Below are 22,043 nucleotides of genomic sequence, written 5' to 3'. Positions count from 1 at the left end.
CATGCGGGGGCGTTTGGCGAGCATCGGTGCCGAGGAAAGTCTACTTTCCGAAGGCTGGAACCTGATCCTGACGGAGCCGGGCGCCTGCGCCGTGCCGCACGACATCCCGCTCTCGGCGCAGTTGATTCCAGCACCGGTTCCCGGCACCGTCGCCGCCGCGCTTGAAAAAGCCGGGCTCTTCGACCGGGAAAATCCCGAGCCGCTGAACACACGGGATGCCTGGTATCTCTGCCGGCTTTTCGATGCCGAGCCCGGCGACGCGATCCTGCGTTTCGAAGGACTGGCGACGCTCTGCCATGTCTTCCTGAACGGCCAGGAAATCCTGTTTTCCGAGAGCATGTTCACGGCGCATGAGATTCCGGTGACGCTTTCGGGCGGCGATGAACTGGCTTTGTGCTTCCGGGCGCTCGGTCCCCGCCTGTCGGAGCCGGGGCCCCGTGCGCGCTGGCGGCCGCAGATGATCACGCCGGCGGGCTTGAAGAATTTCCGCACGACGCTGCTCGGTCATATGCCGGGCTGGTGCCCCGATATCCATGCCGTCGGGCCATGGCGGCCGATTTCGATGGTGCGGCGCAATCCCGTCTCGATCGACAATGTCTCCATCCGCGCCGTATTCGAGGAGAGTGGTGTCGGCCGTCTCAGCGTGTCCCTGCATAGCAATGCCGAGAATCCCTCAATGTTGCTGCGCTGCGGCGGGATGGAGCAGCCCTTCGAGAAGGTCGGCGACAGTCATTACTCGGCTATCCTCAAGCTTTCCGATATCGAGCCCTGGTGGCCGCATACGCATGGCGCTGCGCGTCTCTATGAGCTGACGCTGGTTTCCGACGGGGTGGAATATCCGCTCGGCAGGACCGGCTTCCGGCGCATCGACGTCGACCGCGGTGCAGATGGCGATGACTTCGCGCTCCTCGTCAACGGCGAACGCATCTTCTGCCGTGGCGCCGTGTGGACGACGGCCGATATCGCGCGATTACCGGGCGGGCGGGCGGATTATGAGCCGTTCCTGCGGCTTGCCGCCGGAGCCGGCATGAACATGATCCGCATCGGCGGCACCATGGCCTACGAAACGCCTGATTTCTTCGCGCTCTGCGACGAGCTCGGTCTGCTCGTCTGGCAGGATTTCATGTTCGCCAATTTCGATTATCCGCGCAACGACAAGGCTTTTCTCGGTCACGTGCATGCGGAGGTCGAGGAATTTCTGCACGGCGTGCAGGCGTCGCCTTCGCTGGCCGTGCTCTGCGGCGGCAGCGAAATCCACCAGCAGGCGGCAATGCTCGGTCTGCCGGCGGAATTCTGGAGCGGACCGGTCACCGATGAAATCATCCCGGCGGTCGTCGCGCGCATGCGCCCCGATGTGCCCTATGTCCCGAACTCGCCCTATGGCGGAGCGATGCCCTTTTCGCCGAATGCCGGTATCGCCCATTATTACGGCGTCGGCGCCTATATGCGGCCGATTGCCGATGCGCGCCGCGCCGATGTGCGTTTTGCCTCCGAAAGCCTCGCCTTCGCGCATGTGCCGCAGCAGAGGACGCTGCAACGTCATCTCGACGTGCCCGCCGTCCACAGCCCGCTATGGAAGGCTCGCGTGCCCCGCGACCGCAGCGCATCGTGGGATTTCGAGGATGTCCGCGACTTTTACCTGCAGCTTCTCTACGGTTTCGATCCGGCCCAGCTGCGCCGCGAAGATCCGGAACGCTATCTCGATCTCTCCCGCGCCGTCACCGGCGAGGTGATCGAAGAGACTTTTGCCGAATGGCGGCGCAAAGGCTCGGCCTGCAATGGCGCGCTTGTCTGGACGCTGCAGGACCTGCTGCCCGGCCCCGGCTGGGGGGTGATCGATTCCACCGGAGAGCCGAAGCCCGTCTGGTATGCGATGCGCCGTGCCTTCCGGCCGGTTCAGGCAATCTTCACCGACGAGGGAACGAACGGTCTCGACGTGCATGTCGTCAACGAGACGGATACCGCGCTCGACGTCGAGCTCGAGGTCGTCTGCCTGCGCGACGGAAAACAGCAGGTCGTCAGCGGCAGCAGGGCCTTCAAGCTGGCGGCAAGGGACACGGAGCGCCTTGCCTGCACCGCGCTGTTCGGCGCCTTCTTCGATGCGACCTATGCCTTCCGTTTCGGACCGCCGGCGCATGATGCAAGCGTCGCACGCCTGCGCTCGCTGGTAGACGGCGCCATTCTCGCCGAGAGCTTCCACTTCCCCTGCGGACGGGGGAGGGCGCTGCATGACGCAGGGATCGAAGCATCATTCGGCAGAGACGACGACTGGTTCGTCGATCTCAGGACCGACCGGCTGGCGCAATCGGTGCATATCGACGTCGAGGGCTATCGGGCCGACGACGACTGGTTCCACCTTGCCCCCGGCGCGATGCGGCGGGTGAAACTCCACCCGCTGTCCGGCGCGCAAAGCGATACTCCGCCTGCGGGAGAGATCAGAAGTCTAGGCAGTTCGCATCGCGTCGCAATCGAGGGCTGATGCCCCTGCGAAGAATGATGCCGATCCATTGGGAAAGACCGTGATTTGAGAACGATATACCGCCTTCTGCGCGCCCATGTCCTGCAGCGGCTGATCCCGCGGTCGCGTGTTGCCTTCAACCCACGCAGGCCGGTGGAAGTCGTCGGTTATCTCTCGATGGCGGTCGGTGTCGGCGAATCGGCAAGGCTCTGCGCCGACGCATTGTCGGAGGCGGGGCTGGCGATTTCACTCTCCGACGTCAGCACGCATCCTGACGAGAATTCCTTCGCCGGATGGACGCCGTCGCATCTTTCCACCGAACCGGCGGGAAGCCGGATCTGGCATCTTAATCCGCCGATGCTGCCGCGCGCCATCCTGAAGAAGGGCGTTGCGAATTTCAGCCGCGCTTTCAACATCGGCTATTTCGCCTGGGAGCTCGAAGTCGTGCCGGCGGAGTGGCGCAATGCGATGCATTACATGAATGCCGTCTTCGTGCCGTCGGAATTCACCAGGCGGGCGATTGCGCCGCTCACCACGGCGCCCGTCATCGTCGTTCCGCATCCCGTTACCGAGAAGCCGGCGACCGAAGGCATGCGCCAGAAATTCGGCATTGAGGAAGACGCCTTTCTCGTCAGCTTCATCTTCAGCGCCGGCTCCTCGATCAACCGGAAGAATCCGCAGGCCGTCATCGAGGCCTTCCGGATATTTGCCGCCGAATGCCCCAGCGCCTTCCTGTTGATGAAGGCCAGCGGCGATATCGGCAAGGACGAAGGCCTGCGCGAACTGGTCGCTTCGGTTAAGGGCAATACCCGGATCAAGATCGTCACCGACAGGCTGTCGGACTCCGATATCAACGGCCTCATCCGCTGTTCCGACGCCTATCTTTCGCTGCATCGTTCCGAGGGCTTCGGGCTGACGGTTGCCGAGGCGATCATGCAGCGTACGCCCGTCATTTCCACGGCCTGGTCGGGCACAGCGGACTTCTGCGATCCCGACAATAGCTGGCTGGTTGCCTCCTCCCTCATTCCGGTGGTCGATACCCATCCCGAATTTGCCGGGCTCGAGGGTGCGGTCTGGGCCGACCCCTCACCCGAGGCGGCGGCCGGGTACTTGAGGGAAATTTTCCGCGCGCCAGAGCGTGCACGAGAGAAGGCCGGGAAGGCGCGGGAGTTCCTGCTGCGCTACCTTGCGGAAAACAGCTACGAGAAGGCGCTTCAGACATTGACGGCGATGCAGGCCAGCTAAGCTGAGGTCGTCACTCCGCTTTATTTTAACATTTTCGCATTAGAGATGGCGGGTATGCGGCGGTAGGCCGATCCTGACGGATGGACAGATGTCGAAGGGTATTATCGCAAACTCGGTGATGAACGCGGCGGCAGGCATGCTGCTGCTGCTGACGGGCTTCGTTTCCTCGATCATAACCGCGCGGTTGCTCGGGCCGGAAGCCAACGGCATCGTCGCCTTTTCGCTCTGGCTGGTGGTGACCGGCGCCTCGATTGCCGAGCTCGGCTCCAGCATCACACTGCTGAAGACGTTGCCGCAACTTTCGGCGGAGGGTTTCGATGCGCGTCGCCGGCGGGGCTTTGCCGCCATCCTCGTCAGCTTCATGATGTTCTCGACCGTCGTGCTGCTGGCGCTCTACGCGCTGTTCTTCCTGACGTCCGAAAAGATGCACTGGGCCGACACCGCGCCATCCGTCGCTCTGGTCACCGGCGTGCTGTTCTTCATCCAGGCGATCGGATCCTTCGTCAAATTCTACCTGATCGGCGAAAAGAAGCTTGGCGCCTTCTTCAAGCTGACGGTCGCCGTCTCGATCGTGCAGCTTGCCGGCGTTGCCGTCGGTGCCGTTTTCTATGGCGTCGAGGGTGTTCTCGTCGGTTATGCGCTTGGCCAGCTGGTGCTGTTTTTCGCCACGCTGCCGATCCTTCTTGCACGGCGCGACTGGTGCGGGGTCTCGCTGAAATATCTCGCCTCTTCCTCCGTCATCCTGTCGATCCAGTTCATCATCGATTCCATTTTCCTCAACCGGCTCGAGCTGCTCTTCCTGCAGCAGTTCTGGTCGGTGGAGATGGTCGGTTATTATGCCGTCGGCCTGTCGATCGCGAATATCGCGCTGCAATTGCCGATCCAGATGACCGGCAGCCTGCTGCCCTACTATTCCGAGCGGCGCCACAGCAGCGACGATTCGACATTGCCGGTCGAGGTCTTCGCCGCCGTCACCCGCAGCATGGCCTATATCGTGCTGCCGATGAGCCTCGGGCTTGCCGCGATCTCCAGCGAACTGGTGCTCGTGGTGTTCGGCGAAGCGTTCCGCCGCAGCGGGACGGTGGTGGCGCTGCTTGCGCTCGTCGCTCCCGCCTATACCTTCATGCAGATCCTCAGCCTCTACCTGCTGTCGATGGACAGGGCCCGCTCCCGCCTGAACATCAGTGTGATAGGTGGCCTACTGATGGTAGCGGGTTGTTTACTGATCGTACCTAGGCTTGCGGCCGAGGGTGCCGCACTTGTGCGCATCCTCGTATTCGTTGCGATGTCGGTGATGATGATCAGACAGACAGGATTCGGATCCCAGCTTTCGGGTCTCTACGCAAGCCTGACGAAGGTGACCCTCGCCTCCGTCCTCTGTGCTTGCGGAGCGATTTCCGTGCTGGAATTCGTCCAAGGTCCGGCCGGATTGGTCGGCGCGATCATCGCCGGCGCATTCGCCTATTTCGCGGCGCTCCGGGTGCTGCGCGCCGTGCCGGGCGAGGATGTCGAAGTCATGCGCTCCATTCTCGACAAGATGCCGTCCCTGCTGCGGCGACCGGTTGGCCACGCGATCAATTTCATCGCGCCGCGGCTTCCCGGCGATCCCGACCGCGCCAAAGTCGCGCCCGGCGAATTCTCGCTGGAGCCGGCCGAGGGGGCGGGACGCAACGCTGCCCTGCCTGTCGTCTTCGACGGCACGATCGGGCTGTTCATGCCTGAGAATCCTCTCACGAAGAAACGTTCGGCCGCCGTGCTCTTCGTCAGCCCCTGGGGTTTCGAGGAGATGTGCAGCCGCAAATTCTTCCGCGTCGCGGCCGAGCATTTCTCGGATATTGGCGTGCCGAGCCTGCGCTTCGACTATCGCGGCACCGGTGACGCGCTCGATTTCGGGGCGCTGCCGGCAAGGCTGGAAACCTGGGAAAACTCGATCCGTGCGGCAGCTGACAAGCTGAAGTCGCTGAGCGGCTGTGACCGTATCATCCTCATCGCGCAGGGCCTCGGCGCGACGCTTGCCCACCGCGTCGGTTCTTCGATCGAAGGCGTCGACAGCCTCGTCATGCTGGCGCCGGTGCTGAGCGGCAGGGCCTATCTGCGCGAACTCAACATGTGGTCCAAGATCATCGATGCCGATCTCGGCCTCGGCAAGGAGCATGTCCAGACCGCGAAGGTGCAGATCGCCGGGCTCGTCATGCCCGAGGAAATCGCTGCCGAGCTCGGCAAGCTCAACATCGCCTCGCCGCAGGGGCTCGCAGCCTCGCGCTATCTGATCCTCGAACGTCCTGCCAAGGCCGAGGATACCGGCTTTGCCGATGCGCTGAAAGCGCTTGGCGCCGATGTCGAGCAGAAGGCCTTCGAAGGCTATGACGAACTCGCCACCAATCCGCTGTTTGCCAAGACGCCGATGGCTGTCGTCGCGCTGCTGACGACGTGGCTGGAGGCAACAACGACAGAGACATCCGCCGCCCATTCGCCGGCGGTGATCGACAACCCGCTGCTTGCCGGCGATGATTTTGCGGAAACGCCTGTCCGTTTCGGAAGCCATAATCATCTGGTCGGCGTCGTCAGCCGGCCGCTCGGCGAGATCAAGGGCAATGCCGTGCTCTTTCTGTCGACGGCCTATGACCGGCATGCCGGCTGGGGACGGACGACGGTCGACATGGCGCGCGAGCTCGCCCGCCAAGGCGTCGTGTCGCTGCGTTTCGATTCCGCCAATGTCGGCGACAGCCCGCCGCGGCCGGATGCACCGGAACAGGTACTTTATTCCGATACGCAGACCGGAGATGCGGTCGCCGCGCTCGATCTGCTCGAAGGCGTCGTCGCCGGCCCGGTCATGGTCGCCGGCCGATGCAGCGGCGGCTATGTCGCCTTCCGCGCCGGCGTCGCCGACGAGCGCTTGAAGGCTGTCGTGTCGATCAATCCCTTCGTCTATTACTGGGATCCTGACATGCCGGTGCGCAGGGAGCATGTCGTCTCCGTTCCCCGCAGCCTGGATGACTACAGCCAGCGCCTGGCGCGGCTCGACACGCTGAAGCGGCTGCTGCGCGGCCAGGTGGATGTTGTTTCGGCGCTGCAGAATATCGTCATCGCTGCCGGCCGCCGGCTGTCGCCGTGGATCGCGCCGGTGCTCGAGCTGCTTCCCGACCGGCGCCATATCGCCCGCGAGGTCCGGCACTCCTTCGCGCTGTTCGGCAAGCGCAGGGTGCCGTTGACGCTGATCTACAGCGAGGGCGATGTCGGGCTCGACCACGTCTATTTCCACTTCGGGCCGCGCGGCGCCAGGCTCTCTCGCTATCCGAACGTGCGCCTGCTGATGCTGCCGGATGCCGACCACAATCTGACGCCGCCGCAATCACGCAAATTTGTGCTCGACGAGATCATCCGTCTCGCCAGAGCATGACCGGGATTTCAGCTAAAGCGGTTCAGCTTTTAACGGAAGCGCAGGACCGCTCTAGCCTTTTGTTTTTACGCAATTCCGGACGGAAAACCGCTTCGCACTTTTCCTGGAATTGCTCTGAAGCATGTCGCGCAAAAGTGTGCAGCGGTTTTGCGCCGAAGACATGCGGAAAGCAAAGATCTAAAGTCTGGCAAGCGAATCTGAAAGATCGCGACGCGCTTTAGGCGGGATCAGATGTTTTCCGCGGCGACGACATCAAGCGATCTGTAGAGATCGATATAGCGTTCGGCGACGATATCCCAGGAATAGCCGCGCGCGGCGTCGAGAAGCCCGGCCCGCACCACGTCCGGTTGGCGCGAAAGGTCTTCATAGGCCGTTTCGATCGCCGTGGCGGCGGTCTCAGGATTCGTGAAATCGGCAAGCATGAGAACGGGATGCCGGGCGGCAAGCGTCGCAAAGGCATCGTTGGCGTTCAGCACCGGCAGGAGGCCGGCGCTCATCGCCTCCAGCGCCACCAGGCCGAAACCTTCATATTCCGAGGCGGAGGCGAAAATCGAGGATTCTGCGATGATGCGCCGGATGGTGTCGTTGTCGGGCGACACATGCAGGGTGACGCGGCCGGAAAGATGACGGCGTTCAATTGCGCCTTCGACATCCGCCCGGTTCAGGTCGGATTCGGCGCCGACGATGTCGAGATGCCATTCCGGGTCGCGGGTCTTCAGCGCGGCCATCGCATCGAGCAGATGGTCGATGCGCTTGTTCACGGAGAACCGGCCGATCGTGACGATGCGGCGCTTTGCCCAGCGTGATGCGGTGTCGGCGAACTTGCCGATATCGGCGCCGTTTTCGATCAGGAGACTGTCTGGCACGATCTCGGAAAACTGCTTGAGGTCGGAGGCGCTGCAGCAGACGACGCGGCGATAGGCCATCGCTGAAGCGCGGGTCAGCGTCCGGAACCAGATCTTCTTGATTGCCGCGTATTTCCGCGTGTGGAAGAAGCCGCCATGGGTGGTGACGATCATCGGTTTTCCGTGCAGCAGCCGGCCCCAGGCGAGCGCGTCGAAGAAGAAGTCGATGGCGTGGACATGGACGAGATCGGCATCGGCGAGATGGCGGAAAACCTGCGGTGCCAGCGGATAGCGGCTGGAGCCGGACCAGGGAATGCGCACCACCTCGATGCCGTCGATATCTTCGCGAAGCGGCAGCTTGTCTTCAGGCGCGGTGAAGAGCGAATCCAGCGTGACGACGCGCACGCGGTAACCGCGGCGCACGGTCTGGCGGGCGAGATTGGCGACCACGTCTTCCAAGCCGCCGCGATTGGGCAGGAATTGGCGCACGACATGGACGATTAGCGGAGCTGTTTCCAACTTCGGCTTCGCGCGCACCCTATCTGCCTCGACGATCGACATTTTCCACCTATCGCTGCACGTGCCGGCCCGCGCTGATGCGGGCCCGTGATAACAACGACCAGATATGCCCGGCGTTAAGGCGCGGTTTAGGCGACCGCTTGCGAGGGCCAATCTTCGCGAAAAGGGTTAACCGTGTCTGACGGGAATTTAGAGCGTTTCCGTTTTTCTCGAATCACGGAAACGCTCTATCTCTTTTGTTTTCACGCAATTCCCGGCAAAAGCGTTTCACGCTTTGCCTGGCAAAACCGCGACGCACTTTTGCTGGAATTGCTCTAGAATGCCTTGAAGGTCAGCGTGGTCAGCGAGCGGACGATGCCGGGAATATTGGCGATGTTGTCGTTGATGAATTTGCCGATATCCTGGCCTTCCTCGATATAGACCTTCAGCAGCAGATCGTAGTCACCGCTTGTGGAATAGAGCTCCGAGACCAGTTCGGTCTGGTAGATGGCGTCGGCGACATCATAGGTCTTGCCGGGTGCGCATTGGAGCTGGACGAAGATCGGCTTCATGGAGATTTCCTGCAATGTTGTTTGGTAGGCATAATGGTCGAAAGCGCCATGCCGATGCAAGCCGTTCGTCACACAGACGGGTTGGTGGTGGCTTCCGCGACGATCCAGTCACGAAAGGCGGCAAGCGGCGCATAATCGGCGCGCTCGGGCGGAAAGGCGAGATAATAGCGCTCGCGACTTTCCATTTCACGGTCGACAGCGGCGACGAGATCGCCGCGCCTGATCTCCTCCTGCATCAGGAATGTTGGTAGCAGGGCGACGCCGAGGCCGGCGATCGCCGCCTGCGCGGCCGTGGCGAACTGGTCGAAGAGCATGCCGTGGACGTTTTCGAAGGAAACGTCGTTGCTGGCGAACCACTGCTCCCAGGCGTCGGGACGTGTCGTCAGATGCAGAAGCGGAACGGCGAGCAGATCCTCCGGTCCTGAGATCGCATATTGCTTCAGAAAATCCGGACTGCAGGCCGGCACCGTGCGCTCCGACATCAGGAAGGCGAGTTCGGCGCCCGGCCAGTGCGGATGGCCGAAATGGATGGCGGCGTCGATCGAATCGAGGCGGAAATCGAAGGGTGAAAGTCGGGTCACCAGATTGATGGTCACGCCGGCATTGGCGGCGAGAAAGCGCCCCAGGCGCGGCGCTAGCCAGCGCGTGCCGAAGGTCGGCAGGATGGCGAGATTGAGCGTGCCGCCATGCGGATTGGCGCGCAGGTTGAGCGAGGCGCTCGATATCCGCCGCAGCGCCTCGCGAATCTCGCGGGCATATCCGTCGCCGGCAAGCGTCAGCCGCATGGTCTGGCGTTCGCGCAGGAAGAGCTCGACGCCGAGCTGCTCCTCCAGCGCGCTCACCTGGCGGCTGACGGCGCTCTGCGTCAGATCGAGTTCGCGCGCCGCTGCCGTCACGCTGCCGGTGCGGGCAACCGCCTCGAAGGCGGCGAGATGCGAAATCGATGGCAGAAATCGTCTTGAAGTCAGCATGATCATTCCGTTTCAGAATGGGCTATTTCCGAAATAGCGATATTTGCGGCTTTGTCGCGCGTGTAAAGAGGTTCATCCTGCAAAAACGGAATGAGCCGGAGTTTCCCAATGCCGCAAGCCTTCGTTTCCCCAGACCGCATCCGATCGCTGTTCACCGAGGCGATGTCGCAGATGTATCGGGCGGAGGTGCCGCAATATGGCACGCTGATCGAACTGGTGGCGGATGTGAATGCCGGCTGCCTCGAAAACGATCCCGACCTGCGCGAACGTCTGGCCCAAGCCGGCGAGCTGGAGCGCATCGATGTCGAGCGCCACGGCGCCATCCGGCTCGGTACGGCTGACGAGCTCTTCACCATCCGCCGGCTGTTTGCAGTCATGGGCATGCAGCCGGTCGGCTATTACGATCTTTCGGTCGCCGGTGTGCCGGTTCATTCCACCAGCTTCCGGCCCATCGACGAGGCAGCGCTCAACGTCAACCCATTCCGCGTCTTCACCTCGCTGTTGCGATTGGAGCTGATCGAGGACGAGGAGTTGCGCGGCGAAGCCGAAGCCATTCTGGCGAAACGGCGGATCTACACGCCGCGTGCCGTCGCGCTGATCGAGCGCCACGAGCAGAACGGCGGCCTGACCGAGGCGGAAGCGACGGAATTCGTCGCCGAGGCGCTGGAAACCTTCCGCTGGCATGGCGAGGCGACAGTCAGCGCCGAAACCTATAAGCGGCTGCATGATGCGCATCGGCTGATCGCCGACGTCGTCAGCTTCAAGGGGCCGCATATCAACCATTTGACGCCGCGCACGCTCGATATCGACGCGGTCCAGGCCCGCATGCCGGAACGCGGCATCACGCCGAAGGCTGTCATCGAAGGCCCGCCGCGCCGTCATTGCGATATCCTGCTGCGACAGACGAGTTTCAAGGCGCTGGAGGAAGCGATCGCCTTTTCCGATGATGACGGTGCGGTTCAAGGGACGCATACCGCCCGCTTCGGGGAGATCGAACAGCGCGGCGTGGCGTTGACGGCGAAGGGCCGGGCGCTCTACGACCGGCTGCTCGCCTCGGTTCGCGGCGAGGTGCAGGTGGGCGCCGGCGGCGCCAAGGCCGGCGCCTACGACGACGAACTCGCCGCACGTTTCAAGGCACTGCCGGATAGCTGGGATGAGTTGCGCAGGGCGGATCTGGCCTTCTTCCGCTATGCCGCGACGCCTGCGGGCATTGCCGCCGCGGCCGGCAGCATGCTGCCCGGCGATCCGGAGGCGCTGATCGCCAAGGGTTACCTTGCCTTCACCCCGATCGTCTACGAAGACTTCCTGCCCGTCAGCGCGGCCGGCATCTTCCAGTCGAACCTCGGCACCGACCAGCAGCAGAACTACGCGACCCGCTCGAACCGTGACGCCTTCGAGGCAGCACTGGGTGCTACCGTTCAGGACGAGCTGGCACTTTACGCCGAACGTCAGGCTGCATCGCTGGATTCGGCACTGGCCGCGCTCGACCTTGCGGGCCTGCGGCTGAAGACCGTTGCGTGAAATGGCAGGTTCAACACTTTCTCTTATACATTAGAGTATCCGCGATTTCGCTCTGATCGGACTGAGCCATGCTGAATGATCCGCGTTCCCACGGCCTTTGGGAAAAGACAGCGCCCGAAGCGCCGACGACCTCGCCTCTCGACGGCGCGATTTCGGCCGACGTCGTCATCGTCGGCGGCGGTTACACCGGCCTCTCTTCCGCCCTTCATCTTGCCGAAGCCGGGTCGAAGGTGGTGTTGCTGGAGGCCAAGGAGATCGGCTTCGGCGGTGCCGGGCGCAATGTCGGGCTGATCAATGCCGGCATGTGGGTGATGCCCAACGATCTGCCCAGCGTGCTCGGCCCGGTGCATGGCGAACGTCTGCTCGATCTGCTCGGCAATGCGCCGAAGCTCGTCATGGAGCTGATCGACAAGCATCAGATTGCCTGCGAACTCGAACGGAACGGCACGCTGCATTGCGCGGTCGGCGCGGACGGGCTGAAGGAGATCGAGGATCGCGCGGCGCAATGGTCCGCCCGCGGCGCAGCCGTGACGCTGCTTGACGCGGCGGAAACGGCAAAACGCATCGGCAGTGATGCCTATACCGGTTCGCTGCTCGACAAACGCGCCGGCACGCTGCAGCCGCTTGCCTATGCGCGCGGCCTTGCCCATGCCGCCGTCAAGGCCGGCGTCGCCATTCATACATCCAGTCCGGTCGTCGCTACTGAGCGGAATGGCAGCCGCTGGACCGTGAAGACGGCAACCGGCGAAGTCAGCGCCGAGTGGATCATCGTCGCGACAGATGCCTACAGCACCGGTCCGTGGGAGCAGGTGCGCAGCGAACAGGTGCATCTGCCCTATTTCAATTTTGCCACCGTGCCGCTCGGCCACAATCTGCGTCAGTCGATCCTGCCGGGGCGCGAAGGCGCATGGGATACCAAGGAAATCCTCTCCTCCTTCCGCATGGACCAGGCCGGCCGGCTCGTTTTCGGCAGTGTCGGGGCGCTGCGCAATACCGGGTTGGCCATACACAAGGGCTGGGCCAAACGCGCATTGAAGCGGCTCTTCCCTATTATCGGCGATGTCGAATTCGAGTGCGAATGGTATGGCCAGATCGGCATGACCGACAATGCGCTGCCGCGCTTCCACAAATTCGCCCCGAATGTCGTCGGCTTTTCGGGTTACAATGGCCGCGGCATTGCGCCCGGCACGGTCTTTGGTCGCACGCTGGCGGAGCATGTCCTCGGCCGGATTGGCGAAGCCGATCTGCCGCTGCCGCTGACCGCGCCCAGCGAACCGAGCTTCCGTGCGCTCAAGGAAATATGGTACGAAGCCGGCGCTCAGGTCGCCCATTTCGCCGATGCACGCTTCTAAGCACAATAAGATTGGAAACACGACAATGACCATCGCCGTCCTCGATCTCGCCACCGAAACCGCCAAGCTGCTTGCCGAACTCGGCGTCGATGCCAGCCGCTATCACGGCGGCACGCTTTCCGTCACCTCGCCGGTCACCGGCAAGGAAATCGGCAAACTCAGGGAACATTCCATTTCCGAGACGAAAGCGGCGATCGAAGCGGCGCACCAGGCTTTCCTCGAATGGCGTGCCGTGCCGGCGCCGAAGCGCGGCGAACTGGTCCGCCTGCTCGGCGAGGAGCTGCGCGCCGCAAAGACGGCGCTCGGCCGTCTCGTCTCGATCGAGGTCGGCAAGATTACCTCCGAAGGCCTCGGTGAAGTGCAGGAGATGATCGACATCTGCGATTTCGCCGTCGGCCTTTCCCGTCAGCTCTACGGCCTGACGATCGCCACCGAGCGCTCGGAGCACCGGATGATGGAAAGCTGGCACCCGCTCGGCGTGATCGGCATCATCTCCGCCTTCAACTTCCCTGTTGCCGTCTGGTCGTGGAATGCGGCGCTTGCGATGGTCTGCGGCAATTCCACCGTCTGGAAGCCTTCGGAAAAGACGCCGTTGACGGCGCTTGCGGTGCAGGCGCTGTTCGAAAAAGCGCTGAAGCGTTTCGTCGCCGAGGGCGGTAGCGCACCGGCCAATCTGTCGACGCTGATCATCGGCGGTCGCGAGGTCGGCGAAGTGCTGGTCGATCATCCGAAGATCCCACTGGTTTCTGCCACAGGCTCGACGGCCATGGGCCGTGCCGTCGGTCCGCGCCTGTCGCAGCGATTTGCCCGCGCCATTCTCGAGCTCGGCGGCAACAATGCGGCGATCGTCTGCCCGACGGCCGATCTCGACCTGACGCTGCGCGGCGTCGCCTTCTCCGCCATGGGCACGGCCGGCCAGCGCTGCACGACGCTGCGCCGTCTCTTCGTCCATGACAGCGTCTACGACCAGCTGGTGCCGCGCCTGCAGAAGGCCTACGGCTCCGTCACCATCGGCAATCCGTTGGAAAGCGGTACGCTTGTGGGACCGCTGATCGACGGCCAGGCTTTCGAGAAGATGCAGGCTGCGCTGAGCGAGGCGAAGTCGGCCGGCGGCACGGTGACCGGCGGTGACCGCGTCGAAAGCGGTTCGGCTGACGCCTTCTACGTTCGTCCGGCGCTTGTCGAAATGCCCGATCAGACCGGGCCGGTCGAGCACGAGACCTTCGCGCCGATCCTCTATGTGATGAAATACAGCGATTTCGACGACGTGCTGGCGCTGCACAATGCCGTGCCGCAGGGACTGTCGTCGTCGATCTTCACCAACGACATGCGCGAGGCCGAGACCTTCGTGTCCGCCCGCGGTTCGGATTGCGGCATCGCCAACGTCAACCTCGGACCATCCGGTGCCGAGATCGGCGGCGCCTTCGGTGGCGAGAAGGAAACCGGCGGCGGCCGCGAATCCGGCTCGGATTCCTGGAAGGCCTATATGCGCCGCTCCACCAACACGATCAATTACGGCAGGACGCTGCCGCTTGCGCAGGGCGTCAAGTTCGACGTCGAATAAGCCGGCTGCAAAAGTCTGCAAAGAGAGGCGGCGCTCGGGAAGCGTCGCCTTTTTTGCCAAATCGAGATTTATTCCCCTGTAATATGAAATATTTAGTCAAGATATTGTGATGGCTTTTCTGGCCAAGCCAAACTTGAAATCCGCAGTCAGGAAAAATATACGCCTCTCATCGCCCTTGGAGAGCTCGGGTGACATCGTCACGGAGGCCATCATGAACATTGCTCTTAACCGTTTTTCCCTCGCGCTTGCCGCTTCGCTTCTCTCCGCCACTGCGCTCGCTGGCAGCGCTAGTGCGCAGGACGAAGGTCTCGTCGTTTACAATGCCCAGCACGAAAGCCTGGGCCGTGAATGGATCGATGCCTTCACCAAGGAGACCGGCATCAAGGTCACCATGCGCCAGGGCAGCGACATGCAATTCGCCAACCAGATCATCCAGGAAGGCGACGCCTCTCCCGCGGATGTCTTCCTGACCGAGAATTCGCCGGCGATGACGCTGGTCGATGGCGCGGGCCTCTTCGCCCCCATCGAAAAGGAAACGCTGGATCAGGTTCCGGATCAGTATCGCCCGGCCGACGGCATGTGGACCGGCATTGCCGCCCGTACCACCGTTTTTGCCTATGACAAGACCAAGCTCACCGAAGACAAGCTGCCGAAGTCGATGCTCGACCTCGCAGATCCGGCTTGGAAGGGCCGCTGGGGAGCAGCACCTGCCGGTGCCGACTTCCAGGCCATCGTCGCCGCCCTGCTGCAACTCAAGGGCGAGCAGTCGACGGCCGACTGGCTGAAGGCTCTCAAGGAAAACGCCACGCCCTACAAGGGCAACAGCGTCGCCATGAAGGCGGTCAACGCCGGCGAAGTCGAAGGGGCGATCATCTATCACTATTATTGGTTCGGCGATCAGGCCAAAACCGGTGAGAACAGCAAGAATGTCGGCCTGCACTACTTCAAGAACCAGGATCCGGGCGCTTTTGTCAGCGTTTCGGGCGGCGGCATCCTGAAGTCCACGCAGCATATGAAGGAAGCCCAGGCTTTCCTGAAGTTCCTAACCAGCAAGGCCGGCCAGGCAGTCCTCAAGGACGGCGATTCCTATGAATATGCCATCGGCAAGGATGCGCCTTCCAACGACAAGCTCACTGCGCTTGCCGATCTCAATGCTCCGAAGGTCGAAGCTTCGACCCTCGACAGCAAGAAGGTCGTGGAGCTGATGACGGCCGCCGGCTTGATCTAAAGCGTGGCGCGCCACACTTTAGATCTGTCGTTTCCGCATGTCGTCGTCGCAAAACCGCGGCACACTTTTGCGCGACATGCTTAGACCTTTCTGCCGCAGGCGTCTTCCGGCCAAAACTATTGCATTTGGCTCAAGAAAACCTTAGGGCATGACGATATCCGGCAACCGCCTTTCCAAGGCGGTTGCCTTCCTTTTTCAGCGTGTAAAGGCATCGGCCTTGCTGCAGGACAACAGATTGCTCGCATCCGGCAACCAGGCGCCGGTCGCGCCGAGGGCCACGCGAATGGCTTTGCCACGCGGACGCATGCCGCACGCTTCCGTGATCCTCCTCGCAACCATCGTCGCGATCTTCAGTCTCGTGCCGCTCGGCTTCATCGGCTGGGTGACCTACGATGTCGGCTGGGAAACGGTGAAGGCCCTGGTCTTCCGACCGCGCGTCGGTGAACTTCTCGTCAATACGATTCTCCTGGAATCGATCACCATCCCGGTGTCGATCGCGCTTGCGGTGACGCTCGCCTGGCTGACCGAGCGGACGGACATTCCTTTTGCGCGGCTCTGGGCCTGGCTGGCGATCGCTCCGCTCGCCGTGCCCGCCTTCGTGCACAGTTATGCCTGGGTCAGCCTGGTTCCCGGCATGCGCGGCCTGCAGAGCGGCGTCTTCGTCTCGGTCATCGCCTACTACCCGTTCCTCTACCTGCCGGTCGCAGCAGCATTGCGCCGCCTCGATCCGGCCATCGAGGATGCCGCGGCTTCGCTGGGGCTCAATCCGTGGCGGGTCTTCTTCCGGGCCGTGCTGCCGCAGCTCAGACTCGCCATCTGCGGCGGCTCGCTGCTGATCGCGCTGCATCTGCTTTCGGAGTACGGCCTGTTCGTCATGATCCGGTTCGACACTTTCGCGACGGCGATCGTCGACCAGTTTCAATCCTCCTACAACAGCCCGGCTTCCAACATGCTCGGCGGCGTGCTCGTCGCCTGCTGTCTTTTTCTGCTCGGCTTCGAGGTGTTGGTGCGCGGCAACGAACGTTATGCCCGCGTCGGCTCCGGCTCGCCACGTCCAACGGACCGCCGCCGGCTGAGCTGGTTCGTGGTGCCCGCCGTTTTGCTGCCTGTCATCCTGGCGGTACTGACGCTCGGCGTGCCGCTGGTGACGCTTGGCCGCTGGCTCTATCTCGGCGGCACCGATATCTGGCGCATCGAAGTCGGCAACGCTTTCCTGCAGACGATCGTGCTTGCCATTGTCGGCGGCGTGCTGGCGACGATTGCCGCAGCACCCATGGCCTGGCTTTCCGTGCGGGCGCCCGGCCGCCTCCAGCGCGTGCTCGAAGCCTGCCATTATTATGTCGGCTCGCTGCCGGGCGTCGTCGTGGCGCTGGCGTTGGTGACGATCACCGTGCGTCTCGTGCTGCCGCTCTATCAGACCTTCGCAACGCTGCTCGTCGCCTATGTGATGCTTTTCCTGCCGCGGGCCATGGTCGGGCTGCGCGCCAGCATCGCCCAGGCCCCGGTGGAGCTGGAGCGCGCCGCGATGGGCCTCGGCCGCACCCCAGGCCAGGCGGTGCGGCAGATCACCATGCGGCTTGCCGCACCCGGAGCGGCCGCCAGCGTCGCGCTGGCCGCACTCGGCATCACCAATGAACTCACGGCAACATTGATGCTGTCGCCCAATGGCGTCGATACACTGGCGACGAAATTCTGGTCGCTGACCAGCGAGATAGACTATGTCTCGGCCGCCCCTTACGCCTTCATGATGGTCGTGTTGTCGCTGCCGCTCACCCTGATGCTCTATACCCAATCGAAACGGACCGCCGGCCAATGACGCTGCTCACGATCGAGAACATCAGCAAGCGCTATGGCCCCGTCCAGGCGCTGAAGGATATTTCGCTCGAGGTCTCGGCCGGAAGCCGCACGGCCGTCGTCGGCCCGTCCGGTTCGGGCAAGACGACGCTGCTGCGCATCATTGCCGGCTTCGAGCAACCCGATGTCGGCAGAGTGACGCTGGATGGCGACCTGCTCGCGGACGGTCCGGCGACAGTACCGGCACACAAGCGCGGTATCGGCATCGTCTCGCAGGACGGCGCGCTGTTTCCGCACTTAAGCGTTGCCGAGAATATCGGCTTCGGCTTCGAACGAGGCGCAGCCGATCGCGAGAAGCGCATCGTCGAGTTGCTCGACATGGTCGAGCTCGACCGCGGCATGCTGGCGCGGCGCCCGCATCAGCTTTCCGGCGGGCAGCAGCAGCGTGTGGCGCTGGCCCGCGCGCTCGGCCGCAAGCCGCGGCTGATGCTGCTCGACGAACCTTTCTCGGCACTCGATACCGGCCTGCGAGAAAACATGCGCAAGGCGGTTGCGCGCGTGCTGCAGGCGGCCGGCATCACCACCATTCTCGTCACCCATGACCAGGAAGAGGCGTTGACCTTTGCCGATCAGGTCGCAGTGCTCAGGGAAGGACGGCTGATCCAGGCCGGATCGCCGCAATCATTGTATCTGCATCCGCGCGATCGCGAGACGGCACTGTTTCTCGGCGATGCCGTGCTGCTTCCCGCCATCATCCGAAACGGCCTTGCCGACTGCGCCCTCGGCCGCGTCGCCGTCGAGGGCAGTCGTCAGGGCAAGGCCGAGATCATGCTGCGGCCCGAGCAGATCCGTGTCGTTGCCGATGACGGCGATCGCAACTATGGCGGACGTGTCGTCGAGGTGGAGTTCGGCGGTGCGGTCTGCACTGTTGCGGTTTCGCTCGACGGCGTCGCCCTGCCGCCAATCCTGATCAAGACCTCGAGCGTCGCGCTTCCGGCGCGAGGCGACCTCGTTCGCCTCGACATCGCCGGCAAGGCGCATGTCTTCGAGAGCTAAACCAAGAGCCCGCACCTCCTATCGGACGCGCGGGCTCTGTTGTTTTCGTTTTCGCGTCATCCTCTCCGGAAATCCGCTTCGATTTCCGGGCTTGTGCGCTAGCCGAACTTGCGCACCACTTCTTCCGGCTCGATGCCTTCGAGCCAGCCACCGGTAAAGCCGGCGCGCTCGAGGCCGAGACGGATGACCGGCGATTGCCGCATCAGCTTCCAGATGAAGTCGGAGCGCTCGTTCTCGATGGTCATGACGACAAGACCCTGGTCGATGCCGACGGTGCGGTCGTCGACCCAGCCTTCCGGCCGCTTGGTCTTGACGGTCGGGTTGAAGCCACCAGGGAAGCCGCCTTCCAAGAGCAGGTTCGGATAGGTGGTCAGAAGCGCCTTGGTTCCGTCGAGAGCCGCCTGCCGGTCGTAGGGCAGGCAGGCAAGTGCTGCCCAAGGTGCGATCGTGCCGTCATCCGGGCCGAGCGGTGCGCCACGTGCAGCATAACCCAGAACCTTCGGCTGGCGGCCGCCGCGCATACGCCGTGTCGGCGGGGGGCCGTCACAGGCAGAGAAACCCCAGATATTCTTGTTGTAGCCGACGAACTGGCCGGGATTGCGCTCGGCATAGTCACGCTGGACGTCGATCATTACCTGCGTGTTGCGGAAATAGTCCCAGTTTCGCTCCGCCATCGGCTTGTCCTGAATGGTGCGGAAATCGATCCAGGCATGCGAGAAGAGGTGGATGAAGAGCGGCCCGGCATAGAGATAAGACTGCTCGCCATGCAGCATCCAGGAATAGCTTGACGTAAAGGCGTCGTAGCTCGATTGCGGAATGGGGTGCGTCGGCGAAGCAAGCGCCAGCGTGTAGAGGATGATTGCCTCGTCGAAGCCATGATAGCGCCAGCGCAGGAAGCCGGAAGAGGGCTTCCAACCCATGGAAATGGTGTCACCCTTGTTCAGCGCCCAGCGCCAGTCGACGCGCTCGTAGATGAAGGTGGCGAGTTCACGGATTTCAGTCTCCGTCTCGTTGTCTTCGCGATTGAAATATTGCGCTGATGTCAGGATGCCAGCGACGAGCAGCGCCGTATCGATGGTCGAAAGTTCGCTGTTCCAGGCGCGATGGCCGGTATCCATGTGCAGGAAGTGGTAGAAGAAGCCGCGGTGGCCGGTGGCGTGGCGTTCCTCGCCCTGGCGCGCCTCGGCGAAGAACCGCAGCGTATTGACCGTGCGTTCGGCAGCCTCCTCGCGGCTGATCCATAAACGCTCGACACCAACAGGATAGGAGGAAAGCGCAAAGCCGACGGCTGCGATGCTGCACGGAACCCCGCCGATCGATGTGTCCGCCACAAGGCCATTTTCGGGATTGGTATATTTCAGGAAGTACTTGAACGCCGAATGCTGCAGCCTGTCGACGAGCGCTGCATCAATGTCTTCAATCCGTTGCAGCATAGGCTCCTACCCAACTGTTGCATCGCCCCATGCTTGAACATGGGGGCCGTCCCCGGGCAAATCAAACCTTTTTGATTCGCAAGGATAAGAGAACACAAAAGGGTGGAATCGGTCGTTAATAATTATCGGTAAAATAATATCTAGCAGAAGTCATATAAGCGGTGCAGCAAAAAAGACGGCCCGCGCGCCATCAGGACGGGTTATTTTCCCGCAATACTTGTTTATCGAGTGCTCTGAAGAGTGGATTTCACGCTCAGGCGGCTTCATCGACCCGCACCAGATGGCCCGCCGTCACTTCCCGGTATCGACGCGGCGGGGCGACGTAGCCAATCGGGCGAACGGGGCTCTTGAGCTCGTCGGTTCCGAGGTTGCGCTTGATGCCGCGACGTGAGGGGTCGGGAACAGGCACGGCTGCCATCAGCTTCTTCGTGTAGGCGTGCTGCGGGTTGCTGAACAATTCCGCGCGCGGGCCGATCTCGACGATTTCGCCGAGATACATCACCGCGACCCGGTGACTGACGCGCTCAACCACAGCCATGTCGTGGGAAATGAACAGGAAAGCGAGGTTGAGGCTTTGCTGCAGGTCCATCAGCAGATTGCAGACCTGTGCCTTGATCGAGACATCGAGGGCCGAAACGCTTTCGTCGGCGACGATCACCTTCGGATCGAGTGCGAGCGCGCGGGCGATGCAGATGCGCTGGCGCTGACCGCCGGAAAATTCGTGCGGGTAACGTTTCATCATGTCGGGTTTCAGTCCGACGCGTTCGAGAAGATCGGCCGCCTTGTCGCGGGCCTGGGCGCCGGTGCCGAGGCCGTGTTCAGTGATGGGTTCGGCGACGGCGGCGCCGACGGTCATGCGCGGGTTGAGGCTGGCGAAGGGATCCTGAAAGATCATCTGGATGCTGCGGCGCATCCGCCTGAGACTGACGGCGTCAAGGCTTAGCACGTCATAGCCGTCGAGGCTGACGCTGCCGCCGTTCGGCTGGACGAGGCGGGTGATCGAGCGGCCGGTGGTCGACTTGCCACAGCCGGATTCGCCGACGAGCGACAGCGTCTCGCCCTGGAAGAGATCGAAGGAGACGTCCTCGACCGCATGGATCGCGCCCGTCTTGCGGCCAAGCAGGCCGCCGCGGATATCGAAACGGGTCACCAGGTTCTTGACTTCGAGGATCGGTGTCCGGCGGCGGTCGACGGTATCGGCCACCTCGACCGGCTCGCGGCGTTCGCCGGTCGTGGTATCGATGACGGGGAAACGCAGCGGCCATTTCCGGTCGGCCATCGAGCCGAGGCGCGGCACGGCCGAGAGCAGTGCGCGGGTATAGGGATGCCTGCCGCGATGGAAGATGTCGTCGGTCGTGCCGGTTTCCACCGCTTCGCCGCGATACATGACGATGGTGCGGTCAGCGATTTCGGCAACGACGCCCATGTCGTGGGTGATGAAGAGAACGGACATGCCCTCTTCTTCCTGCAGCATCTTGATCAGGTCGAGGATCTGGCCCTGGATCGTCACATCGAGCGCCGTCGTCGGCTCGTCGGCGATCAACAATTTCGGCCGGCTGGCGAGCGCCATGGCGATCATCACGCGCTGGCGCATGCCGCCGGAGAACTGGTGCGGATATTCGTCGAAGCGGGCGGCGGCGTTGGGGATGCGGACTTTTTCCAGCAGGCGCACGGTCTCGGCCCGCGCCTCGGCCTTGCCGATATCGCCGTGGCAGGTGAGCGCTTCGGAGATCTGGCGGCCGATGGTGAAGATCGGGTTGAGGGATGTCATCGGCTCCTGGAAGATCATGGCCGCGTCGTTGCCGCGCACCTGCCGCATCTCCTTTTCCGAAAGGGTGAGAACATCCTTGCCGTTCAAGGTGATGGCGCCATCGATGCGGCTCGATCCCTTGGCGAGCAACCGCATGATCGAAAGGGAGGTGACGCTCTTGCCCGAGCCGCTTTCGCCGACGATCGCCACTGTCTCACCTGGCATGACCTCGAAGGAGACGTCGCGCACCACCGGCTTCCAGTCGCCATCGACGAGGAAGGAGGTTGTCAGGTTCCGGACGGAGAGAACCGGAGAGGCGGGGGCCGAAGAAACATCACTCATGTCGTTCCCTTGTT

The 22,043-nt window shown here is 62.8% G+C and carries 14 protein-coding genes; 9 read left to right on the top strand and 5 right to left on the bottom strand.

Annotation, left to right across the window (positions count from 1 at the left end):
- Position 1 precedes the first annotated feature (1 nt).
- The 3 genes from ACD590_RS21585 to ACD590_RS21575 all read left to right on the top strand — a co-directional run bounded on the left by ACD590_RS21585 (position 2) and on the right by ACD590_RS21575 (position 7,103).
- Positions 2 to 2,479: a glycosyl hydrolase 2 galactose-binding domain-containing protein gene (locus ACD590_RS21585; RefSeq protein WP_439003329.1), complete on the top strand. Its 2,478-nt coding sequence runs from the start codon at positions 2 to 4 to the stop codon at positions 2,477 to 2,479.
- Between the two features lie 45 nt (positions 2,480 to 2,524).
- Positions 2,525 to 3,703 (top strand): glycosyltransferase family 4 protein, encoded by a 1,179-nt coding sequence (locus ACD590_RS21580; RefSeq protein ID WP_439003328.1) that lies wholly within the window; start codon positions 2,525 to 2,527, stop codon positions 3,701 to 3,703.
- Between the two features lie 88 nt (positions 3,704 to 3,791).
- Entirely contained in the window at positions 3,792 to 7,103 is a 3,312-nt protein-coding gene (locus ACD590_RS21575) for an oligosaccharide flippase family protein (protein ID WP_131605681.1), read from the top strand.
- Positions 7,104 to 7,330: 227 nt separating this feature from the next.
- Here the strand turns inward: ACD590_RS21575 and ACD590_RS21570 are convergent, their stop codons facing one another.
- The 3 genes from ACD590_RS21570 to ACD590_RS21560 all read right to left on the bottom strand — a co-directional run bounded on the left by ACD590_RS21570 (position 7,331) and on the right by ACD590_RS21560 (position 9,995).
- Positions 7,331 to 8,509 (bottom strand): glycosyltransferase family 4 protein, encoded by a 1,179-nt coding sequence (locus tag ACD590_RS21570; protein ID WP_439003327.1) that lies wholly within the window; start codon positions 8,507 to 8,509, stop codon positions 7,331 to 7,333.
- 272 nt (positions 8,510 to 8,781) lie between these two features.
- A complete protein-coding gene (locus ACD590_RS21565) occupies positions 8,782 to 9,018 on the bottom strand; it encodes an Lrp/AsnC ligand binding domain-containing protein (RefSeq protein ID WP_003543721.1) in 237 nt (78 codons plus the stop codon).
- A 68-nt stretch (positions 9,019 to 9,086) separates the two neighbouring features.
- Positions 9,087 to 9,995, bottom strand: coding sequence for a LysR family transcriptional regulator (locus tag ACD590_RS21560; RefSeq protein WP_439003326.1), 909 nt, complete (start codon positions 9,993 to 9,995; stop codon positions 9,087 to 9,089).
- A gap of 84 nt (positions 9,996 to 10,079) precedes the next feature.
- On the opposite strand from ACD590_RS21560, the gene hglS reads away from it, so the two are divergent.
- The 6 genes from hglS (at position 10,080) to ACD590_RS21530 (ending at position 18,504) form a co-directional block, all read left to right on the top strand.
- Positions 10,080 to 11,510 (top strand): 2-oxoadipate dioxygenase/decarboxylase HglS, encoded by a 1,431-nt coding sequence (hglS, locus tag ACD590_RS21555; RefSeq protein WP_439003325.1) that lies wholly within the window; start codon positions 10,080 to 10,082, stop codon positions 11,508 to 11,510.
- 68 nt (positions 11,511 to 11,578) lie between these two features.
- A complete protein-coding gene (locus tag ACD590_RS21550; protein ID WP_439003324.1) occupies positions 11,579 to 12,862 on the top strand; it encodes an NAD(P)/FAD-dependent oxidoreductase in 1,284 nt (427 codons plus the stop codon).
- A 25-nt stretch (positions 12,863 to 12,887) separates the two neighbouring features.
- Positions 12,888 to 14,426 carry an L-piperidine-6-carboxylate dehydrogenase gene (amaB, locus tag ACD590_RS21545; RefSeq protein WP_439003323.1) on the top strand — a complete coding sequence of 513 codons (1,539 nt, stop codon included), beginning with the start codon at positions 12,888 to 12,890 and terminating at the stop codon, positions 14,424 to 14,426.
- A 211-nt stretch (positions 14,427 to 14,637) separates the two neighbouring features.
- Positions 14,638 to 15,654, top strand: a complete 1,017-nt coding sequence (locus tag ACD590_RS21540) for an iron ABC transporter substrate-binding protein (protein WP_439003322.1) — start codon at positions 14,638 to 14,640, stop codon at positions 15,652 to 15,654.
- A 148-nt stretch (positions 15,655 to 15,802) separates the two neighbouring features.
- Positions 15,803 to 17,470: an ABC transporter permease gene (locus ACD590_RS21535; protein WP_439003321.1), complete on the top strand. Its 1,668-nt coding sequence runs from the start codon at positions 15,803 to 15,805 to the stop codon at positions 17,468 to 17,470.
- Positions 17,467 to 18,504, top strand: coding sequence for an ABC transporter ATP-binding protein (locus ACD590_RS21530; protein WP_018244019.1), 1,038 nt, complete (start codon positions 17,467 to 17,469; stop codon positions 18,502 to 18,504). The genes ACD590_RS21535 and ACD590_RS21530 overlap by 4 nt, the downstream gene beginning before the upstream one ends.
- A 98-nt stretch (positions 18,505 to 18,602) precedes the next feature.
- On the opposite strand, the gene ACD590_RS21525 is transcribed toward ACD590_RS21530, so the two are convergent.
- Both ACD590_RS21525 and ACD590_RS21520 read right to left on the bottom strand, forming a co-directional pair.
- A complete protein-coding gene (locus tag ACD590_RS21525) occupies positions 18,603 to 19,937 on the bottom strand; it encodes a glucoamylase family protein (RefSeq protein WP_439003320.1) in 1,335 nt (444 codons plus the stop codon).
- A 253-nt stretch (positions 19,938 to 20,190) separates the two neighbouring features.
- A complete protein-coding gene (locus ACD590_RS21520) occupies positions 20,191 to 22,029 on the bottom strand; it encodes an ABC transporter ATP-binding protein (RefSeq protein ID WP_439003319.1) in 1,839 nt (612 codons plus the stop codon).
- Positions 22,030 to 22,043 lie beyond the last annotated feature (14 nt).

Source organism: Rhizobium sp. 862_C5_N1_2, assembly GCF_051811205.1.
In the GTDB taxonomy this organism is placed as follows: domain Bacteria; phylum Pseudomonadota; class Alphaproteobacteria; order Rhizobiales; family Rhizobiaceae; genus Rhizobium; species Rhizobium leguminosarum.
This window is presented reverse-complemented; position numbering and strand designations above follow the sequence as displayed.

Bases quoted from the DNA above. Each gene is read 5' to 3' on its own strand.
- ACD590_RS21585 (WP_439003329.1), top strand. From the start codon at position 2: ATGCGGGGGCGTTTGGCGAGCATCGGTGCCGAGGAAAGTCTACTTTCC.
- ACD590_RS21575 (WP_131605681.1), top strand. From the start codon at position 3,792: ATGTCGAAGGGTATTATCGCAAACTCGGTGATGAACGCGGCGGCAGGC.
- ACD590_RS21570 (WP_439003327.1), bottom strand. From the start codon at position 8,509: ATGTCGATCGTCGAGGCAGATAGGGTGCGCGCGAAGCCGAAGTTGGAA.
- ACD590_RS21565 (WP_003543721.1), bottom strand. From the start codon at position 9,018: ATGAAGCCGATCTTCGTCCAGCTCCAATGCGCACCCGGCAAGACCTAT.
- ACD590_RS21560 (WP_439003326.1), bottom strand. From the start codon at position 9,995: ATGATCATGCTGACTTCAAGACGATTTCTGCCATCGATTTCGCATCTC.
- hglS (WP_439003325.1), top strand. From the start codon at position 10,080: ATGAGCCGGAGTTTCCCAATGCCGCAAGCCTTCGTTTCCCCAGACCGC.
- ACD590_RS21550 (WP_439003324.1), top strand. From the start codon at position 11,579: ATGCTGAATGATCCGCGTTCCCACGGCCTTTGGGAAAAGACAGCGCCC.
- amaB (WP_439003323.1), top strand. From the start codon at position 12,888: ATGACCATCGCCGTCCTCGATCTCGCCACCGAAACCGCCAAGCTGCTT.
- ACD590_RS21540 (WP_439003322.1), top strand. From the start codon at position 14,638: ATGAACATTGCTCTTAACCGTTTTTCCCTCGCGCTTGCCGCTTCGCTT.
- ACD590_RS21535 (WP_439003321.1), top strand. From the start codon at position 15,803: ATGACGATATCCGGCAACCGCCTTTCCAAGGCGGTTGCCTTCCTTTTT.
- ACD590_RS21530 (WP_018244019.1), top strand. From the start codon at position 17,467: ATGACGCTGCTCACGATCGAGAACATCAGCAAGCGCTATGGCCCCGTC.
- ACD590_RS21525 (WP_439003320.1), bottom strand. From the start codon at position 19,937: ATGCTGCAACGGATTGAAGACATTGATGCAGCGCTCGTCGACAGGCTG.
- ACD590_RS21520 (WP_439003319.1), bottom strand. From the start codon at position 22,029: ATGAGTGATGTTTCTTCGGCCCCCGCCTCTCCGGTTCTCTCCGTCCGG.